Here is a 17,759-nt window from a genome sequence, read left to right as displayed (position 1 = left end):
ATTTACTATCCGCCCGCATAGCGGGTGGTTTTTTGTTTCGCACGCTTTAGCGTGCTCAACCGGGCCTAAAGGCATAATAAGAAAGGATTTGGGACAAAAGTCTCAAACCCTTTTTTTGCGCCGGACATATATCGTCAAAGAATTCACTCACGATTTGGCCAGGTCGCCACGTTGCTCAACCAACCGCCCAACCACTTGGGGGCCGTCTTTTCCTTGGCGGTTGGGCGATTGATCGTCAAAATGAGTTGTAACATGCTAAAGATCAACGACTGACGGCGACGATATGCCAGATACTTTGGCTGCCAGGTCGTCACGTATTTTTCCTTATAGGCCCGTAAGCCCTGAAAGCTGTAAAAGTTGTAGCCATACTCATAGATCAAGTGAGCCGCCCGCTCCTCAATGAAACTAAACTCGGACACCCCCACGTTAGCGAGCGGTGCCATCCCCAAATTAAAGCTCTGATAGCCCTCCTCACGGCAAGTTTCAAATAAGTACACGAACAAGCCATCCATAATTCCTGACGGTGCGTCACGACTGGCCCGCATTAAATCAATCGACGTCATACGTTGGTCACCAGTTGGCATGAGATTAGCAAACGCCACGACTTTTCCCGCCGCGTCCTGCATAACGGCAATCGGCGCTTCATTTAAATAATCCCGATCAAAGAAGCCCATCGAGAACCCCTTCTCCGTCTCGTCACCTAGCCAAGATGTTGAAATTGCTTCCAGCTCGGCTAATTGTGCCGTGCTAAATGGCGGCTGAAGGAGGGCAAATTGATACCCTTCCCGCTTAAACTTATTGATCAAGGCCCGTTCGCCACGGTGCGCCTTGCCAGCAAGGGTAAAGTCATTCAGATCAACGTGACCCTCCTCACCAACCTTCAGGAAGTCGAAACCCATCTCGTGTAACCGAATCGTTAGCGACTCACTGATCTCATAAAAGACCGGCCGAAAGCCAGCGCGGTCGGCATCGTGCATAAAGGCCTGTAGCGCGGCCGGCACGGCTGCCTGATTGCCGATAGGTTCCCCCATGACTAACAACTTATCGGCTCGTTGCCGATAAAGTATGAAGAGCTGATCGACCCCATCTTCCTGATAAAAATACACTTGTTTATCCCGTAGGAAGGCGAGATGACTGACCTCATTCCCACCAAACTGGCGAATCACCCGTCGCACCCGGTCCGCATCGAAAGACGCCTGGAGCCAGGCCACTGGACGCCCGGTCAAATAACGGTTAATAATCACCAAAATCAACAGCGCCAGCAACAGGCCACCCAGGCCATTCAGCCAAACCTGCATGGAAGGCAGCAGCCATGAATCTGGAAGCAGTGGCCAGTGTCGATGGCCTTCATTTAAGGTAAAGAGCCCCAGTACGGTATAGCTCAGGAAGGTCACCACAAAGATGCTACCGTCCACCAGCAAGCCGCCCCAAGAATAGTGGAAACCCGCACGGTATAACTCCGGTCGAGCCAGTAACAGGCAAATGAGGACGACGCCCAATAATACCGCCAGGCCCGCCGGAAAGTTCTCCTGCCACAGCGTATTGCCAATGGCAATGACCAGCACCACTAGTGTCGGCCAAAAAGCGCGTCGGACCCGGGCACCAACACCGCGCGCTAACCCAATCAATAGGAAGGCCATCACGATATTGGTGAGCTGATTTAAGAAATAAAACATGTAGGGCACCAACCGTAAATAGAAGTGATTAGCCAGGACCACGTCTGGAATCGTGGCAAATAATAACATCATAACGCCAGAGAAGTACATGAAGGTCGTCACGAATAACTGGGCAGCGCGACGGCTAGCAGCCACAGGGAGGCCATTTAAGAAGCGATTCAAGCGATGGCCAATGTCATGAATGAAGAAGCCCACCCCGACACCAAATGGCAGGAGGTAGTAAAACAGACGGTATAGGAGCAGCCAGCCGGTTGCATCCGCCCGACTCACACCTAACAGGCCCAGCCCAATAATCATAAACACGTCAAAGGCCCCTAACCCACCGGGGATCATGGAAACAACCCCCGCTACCGAGGCCACAACAAACATGGGTAGCACTGCCAATAAGGGAATCGGTAGACCTAACGCCCAACCAATTAGAAGAAAGAAGAGCGCACAGCTCCCCCACTCCAAGCTGGACCCAACGATTAGACTGAGCTCTCGTCGCCAGGTCAAATCCGCAAAAAATTCCCCGTTGCTGATGCGGGTGAAGATAAATACCCCCGGGAAGTACAAGCCCCCGCCGAGAAGCCAAAACCAATAGACTCGGTACGGTGCCCCGATATCCAACCCAAAGAGTAGAATCAAAGCGACCCAGCAAAGGAGTGACAGACCAGCCAGAAGGAACAGGGCAATCTTTGAAATTGCGTAAAGCACCTGCTTCTTACTGGCCGATTTCGCGTAAAAGTTGGCCCGGAGACTCGCCCCCAGCAGGCCACCCATCCCCGCTAGGTTGGTAAACGTATTGGTGACCCAACCGCTACGGACGATATACCCTGTGGAAAAATGACCCGGTAAAAACTTTACAATGGTGAAGTCATAGACCAGCATCGGCAGGACTGCCACAAACCCACCAACTAGGAGCAGTAGAAACATGCCCGTTCCCAGACCGGCTAGTTCCGCCCTAATCTGCTCACCATTCACCTCGCGGGCAATGTGGCCCACCTCACGAATGATAAAAATTAATACAGAGAATATAAAAATACCCTTAATCAAAGTTAAATGTTTCTGAATTCCAGTCCAGAGTCGCTTCCCCATCAGCTCCGCCTCCCCCATAGTCCTTCATTATGCCAACCACTAACTTAAATCACAATCAGAGCGCTGGTTCATTAGCCAGTTACGTTAATGAACTTATCTTGCCCGCCCCCACGCTATTGTAAAAAGGCCGGGAGAAATTTCTCCCGGCCTTTTTGGGTGTCTTGATTCCCCAATCAATGACACCTCCGCACTATTTCATCACTTTTTTATTTCCCCATTAAGTAAGTGGTGTCGGCCCGGAACCTCGCCAATTCTTACCTTAGTTGTTTGAATTTCCCTTACTCTCATGACCACAGTCACTTTACTGACGATTTCCCTAAACTGCCACGTTGGCTACCTCAAGCTGGCTGCCAACGTCGCTTACACTACGGTTATCAGCGTCCCCCAACGCTGACGCCCGCCACGAATCAATCCCCCAACTGATTCGTGCTAGTCAATGTTTGGTTCTCATTGACTAAACCTATAATAGTCAATCTAGCTGACTTTAAAAACTGGTTGGAAAAGAGATTTATCTGAGAGAATTTCAGAATCGAAAAACGTAACTGAATTGAATCTAGCGAATTTCTTCGAAGATATCTGTCACTTGCCACAGTATTTCAGTTTTCATTCAAACCCGCTAAGACTTAGAAAGTGGCCACTACTAGTCGACAGATGAACTATGTCTGCCTTTGAGCCAGCCAATGACCGCTGGAATCAAAGAAACCACGATAATCCCCAGATATTGAGGACATAGGTGTTTTCATCCTTTCAAACATCTGTTCAACCCACTCACGCCTTCTTGGCACGCTGTTCCTCGCTGACGCGTAGCTTTCGACGCCAACACCAGTCAAGAAATCCAAAACCTACCAACGCAATAACACTTAAACCAAGGCCTAACTTGCCTCCAGGTACGTGATAGGTCAATTGAATCCGATTATGACCTGGTTGAAGCGGTACGCCCATTAAGCCCGATAGCAAACGATGCGGTTTCACCGATTGACCATTCACCAAAACTTGCCAACCAGTATCGTAGGGTAAACTCAGGAATAATTCGGAACGTCTTGAGGACCCCGTAACCTGACCCACAATTGACGTCTTAAAGTGACTGGCCACCGTGTGAACCGAGAGACGTTGTTGCCGTACCTGTTGCAAGACTTGCTGCAAGGCAGCTTGGCGAAGACTCATTGCCTGGGTCTTATAGGCTGCCACCAGATATGTAGCCGCAAACTTCAGCGTAAACGTTTGACCACGCTGGAAATCCCCCAGCTTGATCAACGTGGCAGTACCGTTAGCGTTCATCCCCGGTGTAATCCGTTTGCCATCGACCGCCATGGTTGAATACTTGGTGTCACCGCTTGCTGCCCAAAAATAGATTGGACCGGTGGCCGTTGCTCGTAGCTGCAGCCGGTGATGTTCTGGATAACTCGTCTTAACCCCGTTAACTTTGGTAACCCGCTTCACTTTGTCTCGAAGCAAAGTTGTCTGAGCAAAGTAAGGCGTCTTGCTAGGTTTCAGAGCCTGCAAGATGGCCTCTTGATTGTGCAAAGCGTTGGTCGTCATCGGCACTTGACGCAGTGCCTGGGGGGCGGCGAAGCCCATGCCACTGTACCCCTGAGTCGTGGTTGTTTGCGCGCCCGCAGTGGTCAAATGAACGGTATTCTTCACCCCTAATAACAGCTCAGTGACCGGCGTCAGGCCAACCGCACCAACGCGCCGCACGTTGCCGCTGAACAACCCTAACTGTTTAAGCGTCAAGCGCGTTTGTTCATTAAGGGTCGAGTTATAAGCAGCCACCCCGTGAAAGTTAAATAACAGCCCATCATTATAGTTATTGTAATGATCAGCATAGGCCCCGTTGATCAACGTATTATCATTTTGTACGCGATAAAGCTGACCATCCGGATCGTTAACCTGCCCCATTTGTTTGTTCTCAGTTTGATAGGCCCGCTCATAATTAGCCTGATTACCGAATGTCGTCAATCGCATGGTTAAGATGAAGTTTCCCCCGACCTCAGTCATAATCAACCCGGTCACCAACCACTTTCGTAGTACTTGCTGGGTCCCAAAGAGAATCAGAGCGGTCACTGCCACGTAAGCCACGGCAATCGCCAAACTTTGCCAATGAACCTGCTGAATGCTAGCGTAGTACTTCTCGAGCTTAGCCGAACGGCCCTTCATCAATCGCGTCATCACAACGATAAATCTGGCTCCAATCACCATGCTCAGTGCTTGAACAACGGGGAGGCCCCATTGCCAGCGACGACGAATCAATCTTGGGTCTGCCTGCCAGGCGGCAAATCCTAAAACCACCATGACAAAGCTCAAGAAGAAAACATTTCTAAAGGGAAAACCTGCTGGTGCCTGCATCAGGTGCCAGATAGTGTTAAACAACCGCACCCACATTGCCAGAAGCAAACTGAGTAAGAGGGCTGCCGCCGACCACTTTTCTCGCTTGGAAAACGCGGGATGAACAAAGAATACTAAGACCAATAACCCGACAGCACTTGAGACGAAGACACTCGGTGCGTGCCCTAAACGTTGCGTATAATTTGTGGCACCAACCCCAAATTGCGTAAAGAATTCTAACCCAAACTCTGGAATTAAATGGAAATTCAAGGGATTGGGTGTCTGTTTGGCTGTCTGTAACATCCCCAGCCCCGTGGGAACCAGGAGCAATGCTACACTCAACCCACTAAGAAGTGACGTAATGACGAAGCGGCTCAGCCGGTTGACCCATTGGCGTAATGCCAATTCCCGATGGTGACCCAGCCATCCGTATAACACGTACGCAAAGTACAGCACACTGAAGAGACAAGTCATATAACCTAAGTAATAGTTCGTCACGATGCTGGCCAATAACGCGCCAAAGTACAGACCTGGCCGTAACTCACGAACGAGGCAATCAATTCCTGCGGCGACCAGCGGTAAGATAATCAAACTATCCAGCCACATAAAATCAAAATAATTAATGGCCACAAACCCACAAAAACTAAATGCCAACGAAAAAATCACTGTCATCCGCGTGGTTGTTCGAAAATGGCGTTGTAGGTACCACGTCATCGTCGCAGCAATCGTCGCAACTTTAGCCATAATGATGACACTCGCTGCTGTGGTCACCTGAGCCGCACCGAAGAAAATCACAATGAGATTAAACGGACTCAAGAGATAGTAGGCGACCGTAGGAACAGCATTACTCCCCAACGACTGTGAAAACGTGTAGAGATGAAAGGCCTGGTACTTGAGTGCGTGTTGGAATGCCGTTAATAAGGGGATGTACTGCGTTCCCATATCACTCATCAGCAGGCTATGATTACCAAACGGTGTCACGTGCCAAAAAGCAAAAACACCCATGATAATTAGCAGGCCTACTACCCACGCTACCCCAACGTTTTGCCAAAGACGTTTAACGTCAACTTTCTTCATGCCGACCACCTCATTCTTGCGACTGAACTGGTCGCCATTTTTTTAACAGCCGTTCTGAAACACTCACGACTTGTAACCACCAACCACTGGCCAGTAAGATACTTCCCAGAACATCGCTGGGATAATGATTACGTAACCCCAACCGCGCGAAAAGCACGCTGATGACGACTAACCCAATCACACCGGTCAATGTCCAGCAGACCCAGTTTCCCTTCAACAAGTAAAATAGCAGCGTGATCACCATCAACGCCACCAAGGTCGTGCTGAAGACGTGACCACTAGGAAAGCTAAAACCACCGTCTGCGACGACTGGTTGCAAGGGCCGTAACCGTGCCACCAACTGCTTTACAATCAGGAGTAAGGCGTCCCCGCTAACTAACGCCACTAAGACGGTGGCCGCCCACCTCAACTGCCGAATCCGCCACAAGAAGAGCGCCAAGAGTACGGCCAAGCCACCGGTTATCACCGGGCTCCCGGCCAGCGTCAGCCACTTCCACAGCCGGACATGTTGCCCCAGAGAGCTGGTACTAAAAGCCGTTAAGAGTTGATGGTCTAGTCCCAACAGCCAAGCAAAACGAAATTTGACTAAAATTGCGAGAATCCCAAAGAGACCGAAAAAACCTAAAGCTAATTGTTGATTACGTTGTGAAACTGTCATCTGCGGTGCCTACCTCTTTTCTTTGATTAAAAACTGGGGCCGATGTTTGGTCTCTAAGTAAATTCTGCCGATATACTTGCCGACAATGCCGAGGCAAAGTAATTGCAGGCCACCGAGCATCAGGATAATGGCCACAAGTGACGGCCACCCCGCCGTGGGATTGCCAAACAACAAGGCGCGAATCACAATCCACAGCATGCCAAGGATTGCTGCCACGAATGAGAAACCGCCTAACCAAGACGCGATAGCGAGCGGCACCTCAGAGTAATCCATGATGCCTTCCATTGAGTAGGAAAACAGCTGCCGCATTGACCAGTGAGTATGCCCTGCGACCCGATCTTGGTTCGGAAAACGGAGGTAGGTGGTCTTAAAGCCCACCCAACTAAAAATTCCTTTTGAAAAGCGATTGTATTCTGGCATGTCAATGATGGCTTGGACTACGTTACGGCGCATCAACCGATAATCACGGGCACCGGGCACAATTTTGACCTGAGAAATAAAGTTAATCACGTGGTAAAACGCTTGGGAAAGCATAGACCGTAGCCAAGGTTCGCCCGCCCGGTCAGACCGTTTGGTTGCCACGACGTCGTTATCTGTTTCATTTAACGTCTTAATCATCGTTGGCAGTAACTCTGGGGGATCTTGCAGATCCACATCCATCACCGCAACGTAGTCCCCTTGTGCCTGTTTCAAGCCGGCTAATAAAGCAGCCTCTTTCCCAAAATTGCGAGAAAAGCTCACGTAATGCACATTTTCTGGGTCCGTCGCGTGAAGGTACTGCATCTGTTTCAAGGAATCGTCCGTGGACCCATCGTTCACGAACCAGTATTCCCATTGATAGGTTGCTTGATGCCGATTAAATTCTTGCAGAATTTCTTCGACCCGTTGATAAAATAATGGCAAACTCTCCTGCTCGTTATAACAGGGAACGACGATTGAAATGACTGGCATAACGGATCCTCCTTACACGAAAAAAGCACTTAACCTTTATGGAATATCTCCATAATAGTTAAATGCTGACGGATTAAATACAGTTCGGAAAAGAGATTAATCTGAAAATTTCTCAGAATTCACAGTAGCCGGTGGAAAAGTCAGGATAAACCGACTCCCTTGGGGAAGGTTATCCACAACTTTAATCGTTGCCCGATTTAATTTTACCAACTGAGCGACGATTGCCAGGCCTAGCCCGGTACCCCCGATTTCACGCGTCCGGGCGGAATCTACTCGATAAAAACGCTCAAAAATACGGGTCTTGTCATCAGCAGCGATTCCTAGTCCTAAGTCGGCAATACTCAGCTGGATTTGCTGGGTATCAGCGGTTACCTGCACCGTAATGGGTTGGTCCGCCGGCGAATATTTCCCCGCGTTATCCATGATAGCTGTTAAGATCTGCTGAACGCTCTCTGCATTGCCAAAGACTAACGCCAGGTCAACAACGTTTACCTCGACCGGCTGTCGTAACACTGCCCGCTCTTCCTCCACGGTCTCGTGAACGACGGCTGCTAAATCAAAGTAGTCCAGTTTCAGAGTCCCCCGATCCGCCCGCGACAGGGTCAACAAACTATCAACCAGTTTTTGCATCCGCATCGATTCTTCATCAATGAAGTGGATCGACCTTGGAATAATTTCCGGGTGATCATCCGACCGCCGCTCCAGCAGTTGCACGTGACTTCGAATCGCAGCAATCGGTGTCCGTAATTCATGAGCGGCATTAGACGTAAACTCCCGCTCCTGCTCAGCATTTTGATTGATAACTGTCAGTAGCTCATTGAAACTAGACGCCAGCTGGCTAACTTCCTGCGGTCGGTCAGGGACCGGTAACGCCCCTTTGACCGTCTTCGTATGCGCTTGCTCCTGAGCTGCCACGTTGAGGCTCGCCAGGGGTTGGGTAATTTTATTGGCCGTTAGTCGGACGTAAATCCAACCAATCCCAATCATCAATATTGCCACGACGACGGTTACTAATAACACGGAGAATAAAATCATGGTGATTGGGGTCAGACTCATCCAGATTTCAGAATAGAATCCTTGGCGATGACCTGAGCGGTAGTACGTAATACCGTACCCAGGGGTGTAATCTAATGCTGCGAAAAAAGGAACTGAATAATGACGTTGCTTGACAAAGTGCCGGGCGCGAGCCGAATAAAAAGTACTGGTCGGCTTACTATTATGATCCCGGTATACTCGCACAAACGTGTTTCGTGTGTCCAATGGACTCGTTTGCTGCCAGTAATCCCAGTCAGGCCGATCATCGATAAACGAACGACCTAGGCTACGAATAAGCTGTTGCGATGATCGTTCACTCTGTTTGACCAGTTGATAGCCCACCGTACTAAAAACCGCCGCTCCCATAACGAGCGTCATTAACACTAACATGGTTAAAAACCGCCGCTGGATTTCTTGCGCGGTTGTCCGCGAAGCTTGTCGTTTCTTCATTCGCAATCACCCATTGTACTCTGTGGAAAGAACGTAACCCACGCCACGGACTGTATGAATCAGTGGTGGTAATTGTTCTTCACTCAACTTGTGGCGGAGATAACGGACGTAAACATCTACGATATTCGGTTGCCCTTCAAAGTCGACACCCCAAACAGCGTTCAGCAAATCATCCCGCGTCATCGTCTGACCGGAATTTTTCATGAGGCACAGCAACAACTCGTACTCGCGCTGCGTCAATTGAATCAATTGCCCATTGCGCAGAACTTGACGAGACTTGGTATCCAACGTTAAATCACCCACATGGAGCTGACTTACCACCGCTTGATGATGTGTTTGGTGCCGCAAAATCACGCGAATTCTCGCCAATAATTCTTCGATATCAAACGGTTTGGTGATATAATCATCCGCCCCCGTATCTAAACCAGCCACCTTATCACCAACGTAGTCGCGGGCCGTCATCATGATGACCGGTAAATCATCGTGCTTACGAATCCGCCGAAGAACGCCTAATCCATCTAACTCAGGCAGCATCCAATCTAGTAAAATCAAGTCCAGCTGTCCGCGATTACTTTCATAAATACTTAGTGCTGTCTTACCATCTTGTGCGTTCAACACCGTGTAATCCTCAAATTGGAGCTCAGTGGTCAACGAATCAAGTAACGCTGCGTCGTCCTCCACAATTAAGATTGTTCCCGCCATGCTGCAACCTCCCGTAAACTTTACTTATCCTTAGCATAGCGATATTGTCCCTGAATTACTATCTGCTTCACTTAAATTTAAAAAATTATGCACAAAAAAACCACTACCCGCAGGCAGTGGTTTCTCATTTCGTAAGTGAAGATGATTACTTAAGAGTAACCACACCACCAACGGCTTCAAGCTTTTCCTTGATGTCGTTAGCTTCGTCTTCAGCAACGCCTTCCTTGATGACAGATGGTACGTTGTCAACGAGGCCCTTAGCGTCCTTCAAACCTAAACCAGTGATTTCACGGACAGCCTTGATGGCCTTAACCTTGGCGTCACCAGATTCAGTTAATTCAACGTCGAATGAATCCTTGGCAGCAGCGTCGCCACCAGCAGCACCGGCTGCAGCAACTGGTGCAGCAGCGGATACGCCGAATTCGTCTTCGATACCCTTAACTAAGTCGTTAAGGTCAGTAATGGATGCTTCTTTAAGAGAAGCGATGATAGCATCTTTATCAAAAGCCATGTTATTTTCCTCCAATAATTGGGTTTTATATTTTATGTTTCAAATTTGAATCAGGGACTTAGGCTGCGTCGCCTTCGTCACCCTTTTCAGCAATCGCCTTAACAGCGTAAGCCACGTTCCGTACTGGTGCTTGTAAGACATTAGCCAGCATAGAGAGCAGGTCTTCACGACTAGGCAAGGTAGCGTAGGTGTTGATTTCGTCGATAGACATGATCTTGTCTTCGATGTAACCACCCTTGATTTCAAGGGCGTCAACACTATCCGCAAACTTCTTCAAGACCTTAGCTGGTGCGATTGGATCCTCGTCAGAGAAAGCAACGGCAGTAGGACCGGCGAAAAGATCGTTAAGACCTTCGTAACCAGCTTTTTCTGCAGCACGTACCAAAACCTTGTTCTTGATGACGTTCATTTGGACGCCAGCTTCACGTAATTGCTTACGTAAGTCAGTAGCTTGTTCAACTGTTAACCCACGGTAATCAACGACGATAGCACTAACGGCGTTGTTGAATTTCTCAACGACCTCATCAACCTTTTTTGCTTTGATTGCAATAGCTTGTTCACTCAAATTGTTCACCTCCCGGAGTAGTTTGGTGGGATAAAAAAATCCCTATGCCACCAAGACATAAGGAGTCCAAAGTTTAAGTAAACTTCTTCCTCGGCAGGAAATTAAGACCATTAGGCCACCTGAGTCTTAGGTAGATCTATTAAATACAACTTCAATAGCATACAATACTTCGACATTGCTGTCAATGCACTGATAGGGATTTTTTTAATTCACGTTTTAACTTAGGCTAATAATGAAGCCAAGTCAACGTCGACGCTAGGGCCGAACGTTGAAGAAATTGAAACGTGTTGTACGTAAGTACCACGTACAGCAGCTGGACGAATGCGAACAATCGTTTCAGCAATGGTCTTCAAGTTACCGGCAAGCTTGTCAGCATCAAAGGAAACCTTACCAAATGGAACAGCAACGTTACCATCCCGGTCAGTCCGGTAAGTAACTTGCCCGTTCTTAGCATCGGAAACGGCTTTTTCGACGTTCATCGTAACCGTACCCGTCTTAGGGTTAGGCATCAAGCCCTTAGGTCCTAAGACACGACCTAAACGACCAACTTGGGCCATCATGTCTGGCGTTGCAATGGCAACGTCAAAGTCCAACCAGCCGTCTTGGATGCGTTCTACTAAGTCTTGTTCGCCAACAACGTCAGCACCAGCTGCTTCAGCAGCCTTAGCTTGGTCACCCTTAGCGAATACGATTACCGTAGTATCTTTACCGGTACCATTAGGTAATACCAATGCGCCACGGAGTTGTTGGTCCGCTTGCTTTGTGTCAACGTTAAGCTTGAAGGCAACTTCAACAGTTGCGTCAAACTTAGCGAAATCCATCTTCTTTACTAAATCAACGGCGTCGCCCATGGTGTAGACCTTGTCGGCCTCGACCAGTTTGGCAGCGTCTTGATACTTTTTACCTCGTTTGTGAGCCATTTTTGTGTATTCCTCCTTGCAAATGTGGTTGTAACGGATAAACCTCCCACTTGACACATTTCATTTTCGTGAAGTGTCCGACTATCCGAAAACTGAGCTTAACCTTCGACCGTGAAGCCCATGCTCCGGGCAGTACCTTCAATCATGCGCATAGCTGCTTCAACGTCAGCTGCGTTTAGATCTTGCATTTTAGTTTCAGCGATTTGCTTAACTTGATCCTTGGTTACCGTAGCAACCTTTTTCGTGTTAGGTTCGCCAGAACCACTTTCAACACCAGCGGCCTTCTTCAACAGAACAGCTGCTGGAGGGGTCTTGGTGATGAAATCAAAGGAACGATCTTCATAGACACTGATCACAACAGGAATCAGCATACCAGCTTGGTCAGCTGTACGTGCGTTGAATTCCTTAGTGAAGCCCATGATGTTGATACCTGCTTGACCTAAAGCTGGTCCAACTGGGGGAGCTGGGGTTGCTTTACCCGCAGGAATCTGTAATTTGACGACATTAGCTACTTTTTTAGCCACGAGACAATACCTCCTTGAGTCCGTGTGTGGTAAGTGGAGCTGTTAGTTTGCTCCTCCCACGTTAACTGTACGCTCTAACGCATACTTGAGAATCATACCACACTTTACTAACTACAACAAGTTCTTTTCAACCGGATGCTGAATGACCCACTAGCGAGGATGGGTTCCCCACTCTGGGGCTAAAACGTCCCCACAGTGTGGTTCCTGTCGGCTGTAAGCGGCAAGCTGCCTCCCATCACGCATCCAAAAGAACTTAACCTAAGATGGGGTCAACTTGATCAAAGTTCAGTTCAGTACTCGTTTCCCGACCGAACATATCGATGTTGACCTTCAACTTCATCTTTTCGTTGTCAACTTCCGTAATCTTCCCAACTAAGCCACTGAAGGCACCGTCGACAATGGTTACTGAATCTCCAACAGCAACGTCCAGCTCAGCGTGACGAGCAGAAATTCCGACCCGACGTAAGATGCGTTCAACTTCATCTGGCAGGAGTGGCGTTGGCTTACTACCTTGTCCATGGGAACCCAAGAACCCAGTAACACCAGGCGTGTTCCGCACAATGTACCAAGCTTGGTCACTCATGACCATTTCAACTAAAACGTAGCCAGGGAAGGTCTTTTCCATTGTGACCTTGTCCTTACCGTTCTTAACTTCGTGTTCCTCTTCTTCGGGGACAACGACCCGGAAGATGTTGTCTTGCATCCCCATTGATTCGGCCCGCGATTCCAAGTTCGCCATAACTTTGTTCTCGTAACCTGCGTAGGTGTGAAGAACGTACCATTGCTTTTCAGCTGACTCAACCATGTTTGGTGCACTCCTTTAGTATTCTTTGACTTTTCGAGCAAAATAAAAAAACTCCGCGTACACGAAGTTCCCTGTTACCAACTAATATAGCATATTTAAACGTCTTTGACTACCGACAATCCACTAGGAGATGAACTTTAAGCCGTACTGAACGACCCAGTCGACGACCGCAAAGAAGATTGCGAACAAGACAGAAATCCCAACGACGGTGCCAGTATCGTGCCGCGTTTGCTTAACCCCCGGCCAAGAAACTTGTTTCATTTCTGCTCCGACGGACTTAAAGAAACGGAATAAACGCATGGTGTTGCCTCCCTAAAATTAGTGTTTGTCGTGATTTACTACGCATTAGCGGGTTTCACGGTGTAACGTGTGTTTCCCACAGTACTTACAAAACTTCATAACCTCTAGTCGCTTAGTGCGGGTTGCACTTGCTGTGATGGTGTAATTCCGTGACCCGCAAACTGAACAGGCCAGGGCAATTTTCCTTTGAGCCATCTTGCCACCACCTTTAATTAAATCCTATTCAACTCATACTGCAATAGCTTACCATCGTTTGTCCCCGCCGTCAATCATTCAGCGAGGAGTCGGCGGAGCTTGACTTGACTCCGATGAGACGCCGCCGTGACCTGTCGGTAAGGTAACCGTTTTCGTTGGCTGATCACTAAAAGTGTCTCGCCCCGCAGTAACCCGTTAAAAACGGTGTGTTCAACCCCAGACAGGCTTTCCTGTACACGCTGAACGGCATCCTGAACCTCTAACTGCTCCCGTACAGCCCAACGACTATCCTTTAAGGTGTCCGCAAAATAGTCGCTGTTGGCTTCCAGTGAGATAACCTTATGGCTCTGCTGCCGCTTTAGAGCCTTGCTTCGACGAATCAGATCAAATACCCGATGGCGCAGGTTGAGCCGGTAAAATGCCCCAAAATTGGGAGCCTTAGTGGCGTCAAACCGCGAAATGGACCGACAGAACACTAGCAAGGCCTCCTGATCCCAATCATCCTGATCAAACCCAACAATAAAGTAACGGTGTTGTAACTTTTTCAGTACGGGTCGGTAACGCTCAAAAAGAATATGTAGGGCGGGTGAATCTAACTGATCCTGTAAACACACTAATAAAGCCGCGTTGCTCATCTCATTCATCAAAAAAGCCTCCCCTTCAACTGGTTACTCCAGTTTACAGGAAGGCACAGCACCCTTCTTACGAACGGGCGTTTATTTCTTATCTTTCTTATGGGGCTTGGCCATCATTTGGTCCCGCAACTTTTCCAGCTTATAGAGCTGTTGATCATTCCACGGTGACTTACGCACAATACCGCGGTCCGCAAACTCTCTCGCCGTTTGCTTGACCTCATTTTGGGCCCGTTCAATGTCCGTTAGTAATTCCCCAGCTGGGATTCGTAAGGCCCCCTCGGAGAAAATCGTCCATTGTTCCGCCTGATCACTCGTTGCCACCGTAACCTGTGTAAACCGCGTCTGACGTTCCTTGGCCAGCTTTTCGATATAGCTATCAGCGGTCTCGTCGCGATTAGTCCACACAACCTCTAAGTCGAATTGATTGTAGCTCTTAGAAATGCCGGGAACGTACATCGCATCAAACACCACCGTAATGCTGGCATCACGCAATTTTTTGTAGTTGGCCAACAGGTTCAGCAACTCGTCACGGGCCTCAGGTAACCGATCCTGCAACTTTAACCGGTTGAGTTTGGGCCAGTTGCCGATCATATTATAGGCATCGACAATTAAAATGTCTTCTTTCATTGACCTCTCCCTCGCTCATCTCTTGATTAGATTAGTGTTGAACCGGATGCCGGGAACTAAATCCTTGATACATCAACAGTCCAGCGGCAACACTGGCATTCAAGCTTTGGACCTCACCGACCATTGGAATCGTCAACATTTGGTCAACCGTTTCCTTCAGTAAACGTGAAATACCTTTGCCTTCGTTACCGATGATCAGTGCCGTTGCCCCCTTGGCATCCCAGTCACGATAATCAGTTCCAGCCATGTCAGTCCCAAAGACCCACACGCCCCGATCCTTTAACTCGTGAACGGTGTTGACCAGGTTGGTGACCCGGGCAACGGGAACGCGTTCAATGGCCCCGGTGGAGGTCTTGGCAACCGTCGACGTCAGACCAACTGCCCGCCGCTTCGGAATGATCACCCCATGTACACCACTGGCATCCGCCGTCCGCAGAATCGATCCTAAGTTATGAGGATCTTCCACACCGTCTAAAATCAGAAAGAATGGTGCTTCGCCAGCGGCTTCCGCCTTAGCAAAGAGGTCATCGATACTAGCATAGGCAAAGGCTGCGACACCTAAAGCCACCCCTTGGTGATTCTGATGTTCAGTCAGCAGATCCAGCTTTTGCTTAGGCACTTCTGAAATAACCAAGTGACGTTTCTTAGCTAACTGTCGGATCTCATCCAGAGCTTCCGCCTTCAGGCCACTCTGCAGAAAAACTTTGTTGATTGTTTGTTGGCTACGCAAGGCCGCAACGGCTGGATGCCGGCCAATGACAAAATCGCTGCTGATATCTTTATCTTCATTTGTTGGTTGATCTGGTCTCATTATTCAGTCCGCCCCGCTTCTACTTGTTCAATGCACCACTGACCGAGTTCATCGACTCGGGCCTGTTTACCGCTCAACGCAAGGTAGCCCATCAAGGCTTCAAACCCGGTTGAGATTCGGTAAGTCACCACGTCCGTGTTCTTAGCGTGCGTGTAACTCTTAGCATTCCGCCCCCGTTTGAACATGGTCCACTCGTCTTCGCTCAAAATCTTATCCTGTTCCATCAGATCGATCAAAGCCGCTTGAGCCTTGGCGGAGACGTAATGGGTCGCCTTCTTTTGCAGGTGATTGGGCTTAGCCAAGCCTTCCGCAATCAAGTGTTTACGGATGATGACTTCGTAAGAAGCATCCCCCATGTAGGCCAGTGCGACCCCGTTCAGTTGCCGATAATCTACTTCAGTTGTCATTAATTAACCCTTTCTCCAACGCGTCCCTTGGGGCGTGTCTTCCAAAATAATTCCTTGATTCTTCAATTGTTCACGAATTTCATCACTGCGTTCAAAGTTCCGGTTCTTTCGAGCAGCCAGGCGTTCATCAATCAACGCCTGAATCCCGTCGTCATCCAGGGAATCAGCTTCATTGAAGGTGACCCCAAAGACGCCCACCAGGTCAGCCAGTGTCTTGCGAATAAAGTTTAACGTACCAGCAAAGACCACTGGCCGTTCCGCGTACACGTTACCTAACCGGGCTAAGTCGTGGACACCCGCGACACCATTTTGGACGTTAAAATCATCATCCATGGCATCAATGTAGTCCGCAACAATTTGCCGAGTTTCTTGTTCTACCTTAGGATCATTGCCTTCTTCGGCGTCCTTCAAACGGTAGCCCATGTTGTTGTACGCCGTCTGTAAGCGTTCCAGGTTGCGTTCAGCGGTATCTAAATTCCGTTGACTGTACTGAATCGGCCGGCGATACTGAGTCGTTGCCATAAAGAACCGCAACGTTTGTGGATCCACTGTCTTCAGAATGTCGTGCACCGTAACAAAGTTGCCCAGCGACTTACTCATCTTCTCGTCGTCATCCCCAACGGTCACAAAACCATTGTGGAGCCAATAGTTCACAAACTTCTTGCCCGTCTTGGCCTCACTCTGGGCGATTTCATTTTGATGATGTGGGAAGACCAGGTCTTCACCCCCACCATGAATGTCAAAGGTATCCCCGAGGTAGTGGGTCGACATCACGGAACACTCGATGTGCCAGCCAGGACGTCCTGCTCCCCAAGGCGATGGCCAGGAAATTTCACCAGGCTTAGCACCCTTCCAAAGAGCAAAATCTACGGGATCTTCCTTACGAATCGTTTCCTCATCGTTGGTATGCTGAGAGGCACCCTCTTCTAAGTCATCAATATTCATGTGAGCCAGCTCACCATAGTGATCAAACTTCCGCGCCCGGTAGTAGACGTCACCAGCAACCGGGTAAGCGTAATCCTTCTTGATTAAATCCTGCACAAATTCAATGATTTCATTGATGTGTTCAGTAGCCCGTGGATTGGCCGTCGCCGGTTCAATGTTCAAGGCCGCCGTGTCTTCCTTGAAGGCCTTGATAAACCGGTCACCTAATTCGGGGACCGTAATGCCTTCCTTCTTAGCCTCGTTGATCATCTTATCGTCAACGTCGGTAAAGTTCGAGACATACTTGACCTGGTATCCCCGGTATTCAAAATACCGGCGAATGGTATCAAAGGCAATGGCACTACGCGCGTTACCAATGTGAATATAGTTGTAAACGGTGGGGCCACACACATACATGTTGACCACTCCGGGGGTAATCGGTTCAAATGTTTCCTTTTGACGAGTCATGGTGTTAAATACTTTGAGCATCCCGAAGCTCCTTTCACGTCTCATAGTTTTCGTTAATTAGCTAGTTATTGCCACCCGATTGAAATCATACTGAATCTAACGGTGATTCCTTAAGT

At 48.8% G+C, this 17,759-nt stretch carries 18 protein-coding genes and 1 other annotated feature; all 18 genes read right to left on the bottom strand.

Annotation, left to right across the window (positions count from 1 at the left end; genetic code table 11):
- Positions 1-143 precede the first annotated feature (143 nt).
- Positions 144-2,753: a bifunctional lysylphosphatidylglycerol flippase/synthetase MprF gene (gene mprF, locus EKM87_RS08745; RefSeq protein WP_125683863.1), complete on the bottom strand. Its 2,610-nt coding sequence runs from the start codon at positions 2,751-2,753 to the stop codon at positions 144-146.
- 768 nt (positions 2,754-3,521) lie between these two features.
- Positions 3,522-6,155 carry a YfhO family protein gene (locus EKM87_RS08740; RefSeq protein WP_125683861.1) on the bottom strand — a complete coding sequence of 878 codons (2,634 nt, stop codon included), beginning with the start codon at positions 6,153-6,155 and terminating at the stop codon, positions 3,522-3,524.
- Between the two features lie 10 nt (positions 6,156-6,165).
- Entirely contained in the window at positions 6,166-6,813 is a 648-nt protein-coding gene (locus EKM87_RS08735) for a phosphatase PAP2 family protein (protein ID WP_125683859.1), read from the bottom strand.
- 9 nt (positions 6,814-6,822) lie between these two features.
- Complete coding sequence (locus EKM87_RS08730; protein ID WP_125683857.1) at positions 6,823-7,764, bottom strand: glycosyltransferase family 2 protein; 942 nt, start codon at positions 7,762-7,764, stop codon at positions 6,823-6,825.
- Positions 7,765-7,860: 96 nt separating this feature from the next.
- Positions 7,861-9,249 carry a sensor histidine kinase gene (locus EKM87_RS08725; protein ID WP_125683855.1) on the bottom strand — a complete coding sequence of 463 codons (1,389 nt, stop codon included), beginning with the start codon at positions 9,247-9,249 and terminating at the stop codon, positions 7,861-7,863.
- A 6-nt stretch (positions 9,250-9,255) separates the two neighbouring features.
- Positions 9,256-9,951 (bottom strand): response regulator transcription factor, encoded by a 696-nt coding sequence (locus tag EKM87_RS08720; RefSeq protein WP_125683853.1) that lies wholly within the window; start codon positions 9,949-9,951, stop codon positions 9,256-9,258.
- Positions 9,952-10,096: 145 nt separating this feature from the next.
- Positions 10,097-10,462 (bottom strand): 50S ribosomal protein L7/L12, encoded by a 366-nt coding sequence (gene rplL / locus EKM87_RS08715; RefSeq protein WP_125683851.1) that lies wholly within the window; start codon positions 10,460-10,462, stop codon positions 10,097-10,099.
- Positions 10,463-10,520: 58 nt separating this feature from the next.
- On the bottom strand, positions 10,521-11,027 hold the full coding sequence (gene rplJ, locus EKM87_RS08710) for a 50S ribosomal protein L10 (protein WP_125683849.1): 507 nt from the start codon (positions 11,025-11,027) through the stop codon (positions 10,521-10,523).
- Positions 11,028-11,051: 24 nt separating this feature from the next.
- Positions 11,052-11,176 (bottom strand) — a sequence feature (ribosomal protein L10 leader region).
- 72 nt (positions 11,177-11,248) lie between these two features.
- Positions 11,249-11,947 (bottom strand): 50S ribosomal protein L1, encoded by a 699-nt coding sequence (gene rplA, locus EKM87_RS08705; RefSeq protein WP_125683848.1) that lies wholly within the window; start codon positions 11,945-11,947, stop codon positions 11,249-11,251.
- 98 nt (positions 11,948-12,045) lie between these two features.
- A complete protein-coding gene (gene rplK, locus EKM87_RS08700) occupies positions 12,046-12,471 on the bottom strand; it encodes a 50S ribosomal protein L11 (RefSeq protein ID WP_125683847.1) in 426 nt (141 codons plus the stop codon).
- A gap of 253 nt (positions 12,472-12,724) precedes the next feature.
- On the bottom strand, positions 12,725-13,276 hold the full coding sequence (gene nusG / locus EKM87_RS08695) for a transcription termination/antitermination protein NusG (protein WP_125683846.1): 552 nt from the start codon (positions 13,274-13,276) through the stop codon (positions 12,725-12,727).
- Between the two features lie 123 nt (positions 13,277-13,399).
- Positions 13,400-13,576 carry a preprotein translocase subunit SecE gene (gene secE / locus EKM87_RS08690; RefSeq protein WP_125683845.1) on the bottom strand — a complete coding sequence of 59 codons (177 nt, stop codon included), beginning with the start codon at positions 13,574-13,576 and terminating at the stop codon, positions 13,400-13,402.
- A 45-nt stretch (positions 13,577-13,621) separates the two neighbouring features.
- Positions 13,622-13,771: a 50S ribosomal protein L33 gene (gene rpmG / locus EKM87_RS08685; RefSeq protein WP_082153174.1), complete on the bottom strand. Its 150-nt coding sequence runs from the start codon at positions 13,769-13,771 to the stop codon at positions 13,622-13,624.
- A 74-nt stretch (positions 13,772-13,845) separates the two neighbouring features.
- Positions 13,846-14,415 (bottom strand): sigma factor, encoded by a 570-nt coding sequence (locus tag EKM87_RS08680; RefSeq protein WP_125683844.1) that lies wholly within the window; start codon positions 14,413-14,415, stop codon positions 13,846-13,848.
- Positions 14,416-14,487: 72 nt separating this feature from the next.
- Positions 14,488-15,033, bottom strand: a complete 546-nt coding sequence (locus tag EKM87_RS08675; RefSeq protein ID WP_125683843.1) for an NYN domain-containing protein — start codon at positions 15,031-15,033, stop codon at positions 14,488-14,490.
- Between the two features lie 31 nt (positions 15,034-15,064).
- Entirely contained in the window at positions 15,065-15,844 is a 780-nt protein-coding gene (rlmB, locus tag EKM87_RS08670) for a 23S rRNA (guanosine(2251)-2'-O)-methyltransferase RlmB (RefSeq protein WP_125683842.1), read from the bottom strand.
- On the bottom strand, positions 15,844-16,251 hold the full coding sequence (locus EKM87_RS08665; protein WP_125683841.1) for a Mini-ribonuclease 3: 408 nt from the start codon (positions 16,249-16,251) through the stop codon (positions 15,844-15,846). The genes rlmB and EKM87_RS08665 overlap by 1 nt, the downstream gene beginning before the upstream one ends.
- Positions 16,252-16,254: 3 nt before the next feature.
- Complete coding sequence (gene cysS / locus EKM87_RS08660) at positions 16,255-17,664, bottom strand: cysteine--tRNA ligase (RefSeq protein ID WP_125683839.1); 1,410 nt, start codon at positions 17,662-17,664, stop codon at positions 16,255-16,257.
- Positions 17,665-17,759: the final 95 nt, after the last annotated feature.

The organism is Levilactobacillus yonginensis (genome assembly GCF_003946265.1).
Taxonomy (GTDB): Bacteria; Bacillota; Bacilli; order Lactobacillales; family Lactobacillaceae; genus Levilactobacillus; species Levilactobacillus yonginensis.
Note: the sequence above shows the minus strand (reverse complement) of the source record. Positions and strands in the feature narration are given on the sequence as shown.

What these genes read in the sequence shown, in the direction of transcription:
- EKM87_RS08735 (WP_125683859.1), bottom strand. Translation starts at nt 6,813, where the DNA reads ATGACAGTTTCACAACGTAATCAACAATTAGCTTTAGGTTTTTTCGGT.
- cysS (WP_125683839.1), bottom strand. Translation starts at nt 17,664, where the DNA reads ATGCTCAAAGTATTTAACACCATGACTCGTCAAAAGGAAACATTTGAA.
- secE (WP_125683845.1), bottom strand. Translation starts at nt 13,576, where the DNA reads ATGCGTTTATTCCGTTTCTTTAAGTCCGTCGGAGCAGAAATGAAACAA.
- EKM87_RS08730 (WP_125683857.1), bottom strand. Translation starts at nt 7,764, where the DNA reads ATGCCAGTCATTTCAATCGTCGTTCCCTGTTATAACGAGCAGGAGAGT.
- EKM87_RS08720 (WP_125683853.1), bottom strand. Translation starts at nt 9,951, where the DNA reads ATGGCGGGAACAATCTTAATTGTGGAGGACGACGCAGCGTTACTTGAT.
- EKM87_RS08740 (WP_125683861.1), bottom strand. Translation starts at nt 6,155, where the DNA reads ATGAAGAAAGTTGACGTTAAACGTCTTTGGCAAAACGTTGGGGTAGCG.
- EKM87_RS08675 (WP_125683843.1), bottom strand. Translation starts at nt 15,033, where the DNA reads ATGAAAGAAGACATTTTAATTGTCGATGCCTATAATATGATCGGCAAC.
- rplL (WP_125683851.1), bottom strand. Translation starts at nt 10,462, where the DNA reads ATGGCTTTTGATAAAGATGCTATCATCGCTTCTCTTAAAGAAGCATCC.
- nusG (WP_125683846.1), bottom strand. Translation starts at nt 13,276, where the DNA reads ATGGTTGAGTCAGCTGAAAAGCAATGGTACGTTCTTCACACCTACGCA.
- rlmB (WP_125683842.1), bottom strand. Translation starts at nt 15,844, where the DNA reads ATGAGACCAGATCAACCAACAAATGAAGATAAAGATATCAGCAGCGAT.
- EKM87_RS08665 (WP_125683841.1), bottom strand. Translation starts at nt 16,251, where the DNA reads ATGACAACTGAAGTAGATTATCGGCAACTGAACGGGGTCGCACTGGCC.
- rpmG (WP_082153174.1), bottom strand. Translation starts at nt 13,771, where the DNA reads ATGGCTCAAAGGAAAATTGCCCTGGCCTGTTCAGTTTGCGGGTCACGG.
- EKM87_RS08725 (WP_125683855.1), bottom strand. Translation starts at nt 9,249, where the DNA reads ATGAAGAAACGACAAGCTTCGCGGACAACCGCGCAAGAAATCCAGCGG.
- mprF (WP_125683863.1), bottom strand. Translation starts at nt 2,753, where the DNA reads ATGGGGAAGCGACTCTGGACTGGAATTCAGAAACATTTAACTTTGATT.
- EKM87_RS08680 (WP_125683844.1), bottom strand. Translation starts at nt 14,415, where the DNA reads ATGAATGAGATGAGCAACGCGGCTTTATTAGTGTGTTTACAGGATCAG.
- rplA (WP_125683848.1), bottom strand. Translation starts at nt 11,947, where the DNA reads ATGGCTCACAAACGAGGTAAAAAGTATCAAGACGCTGCCAAACTGGTC.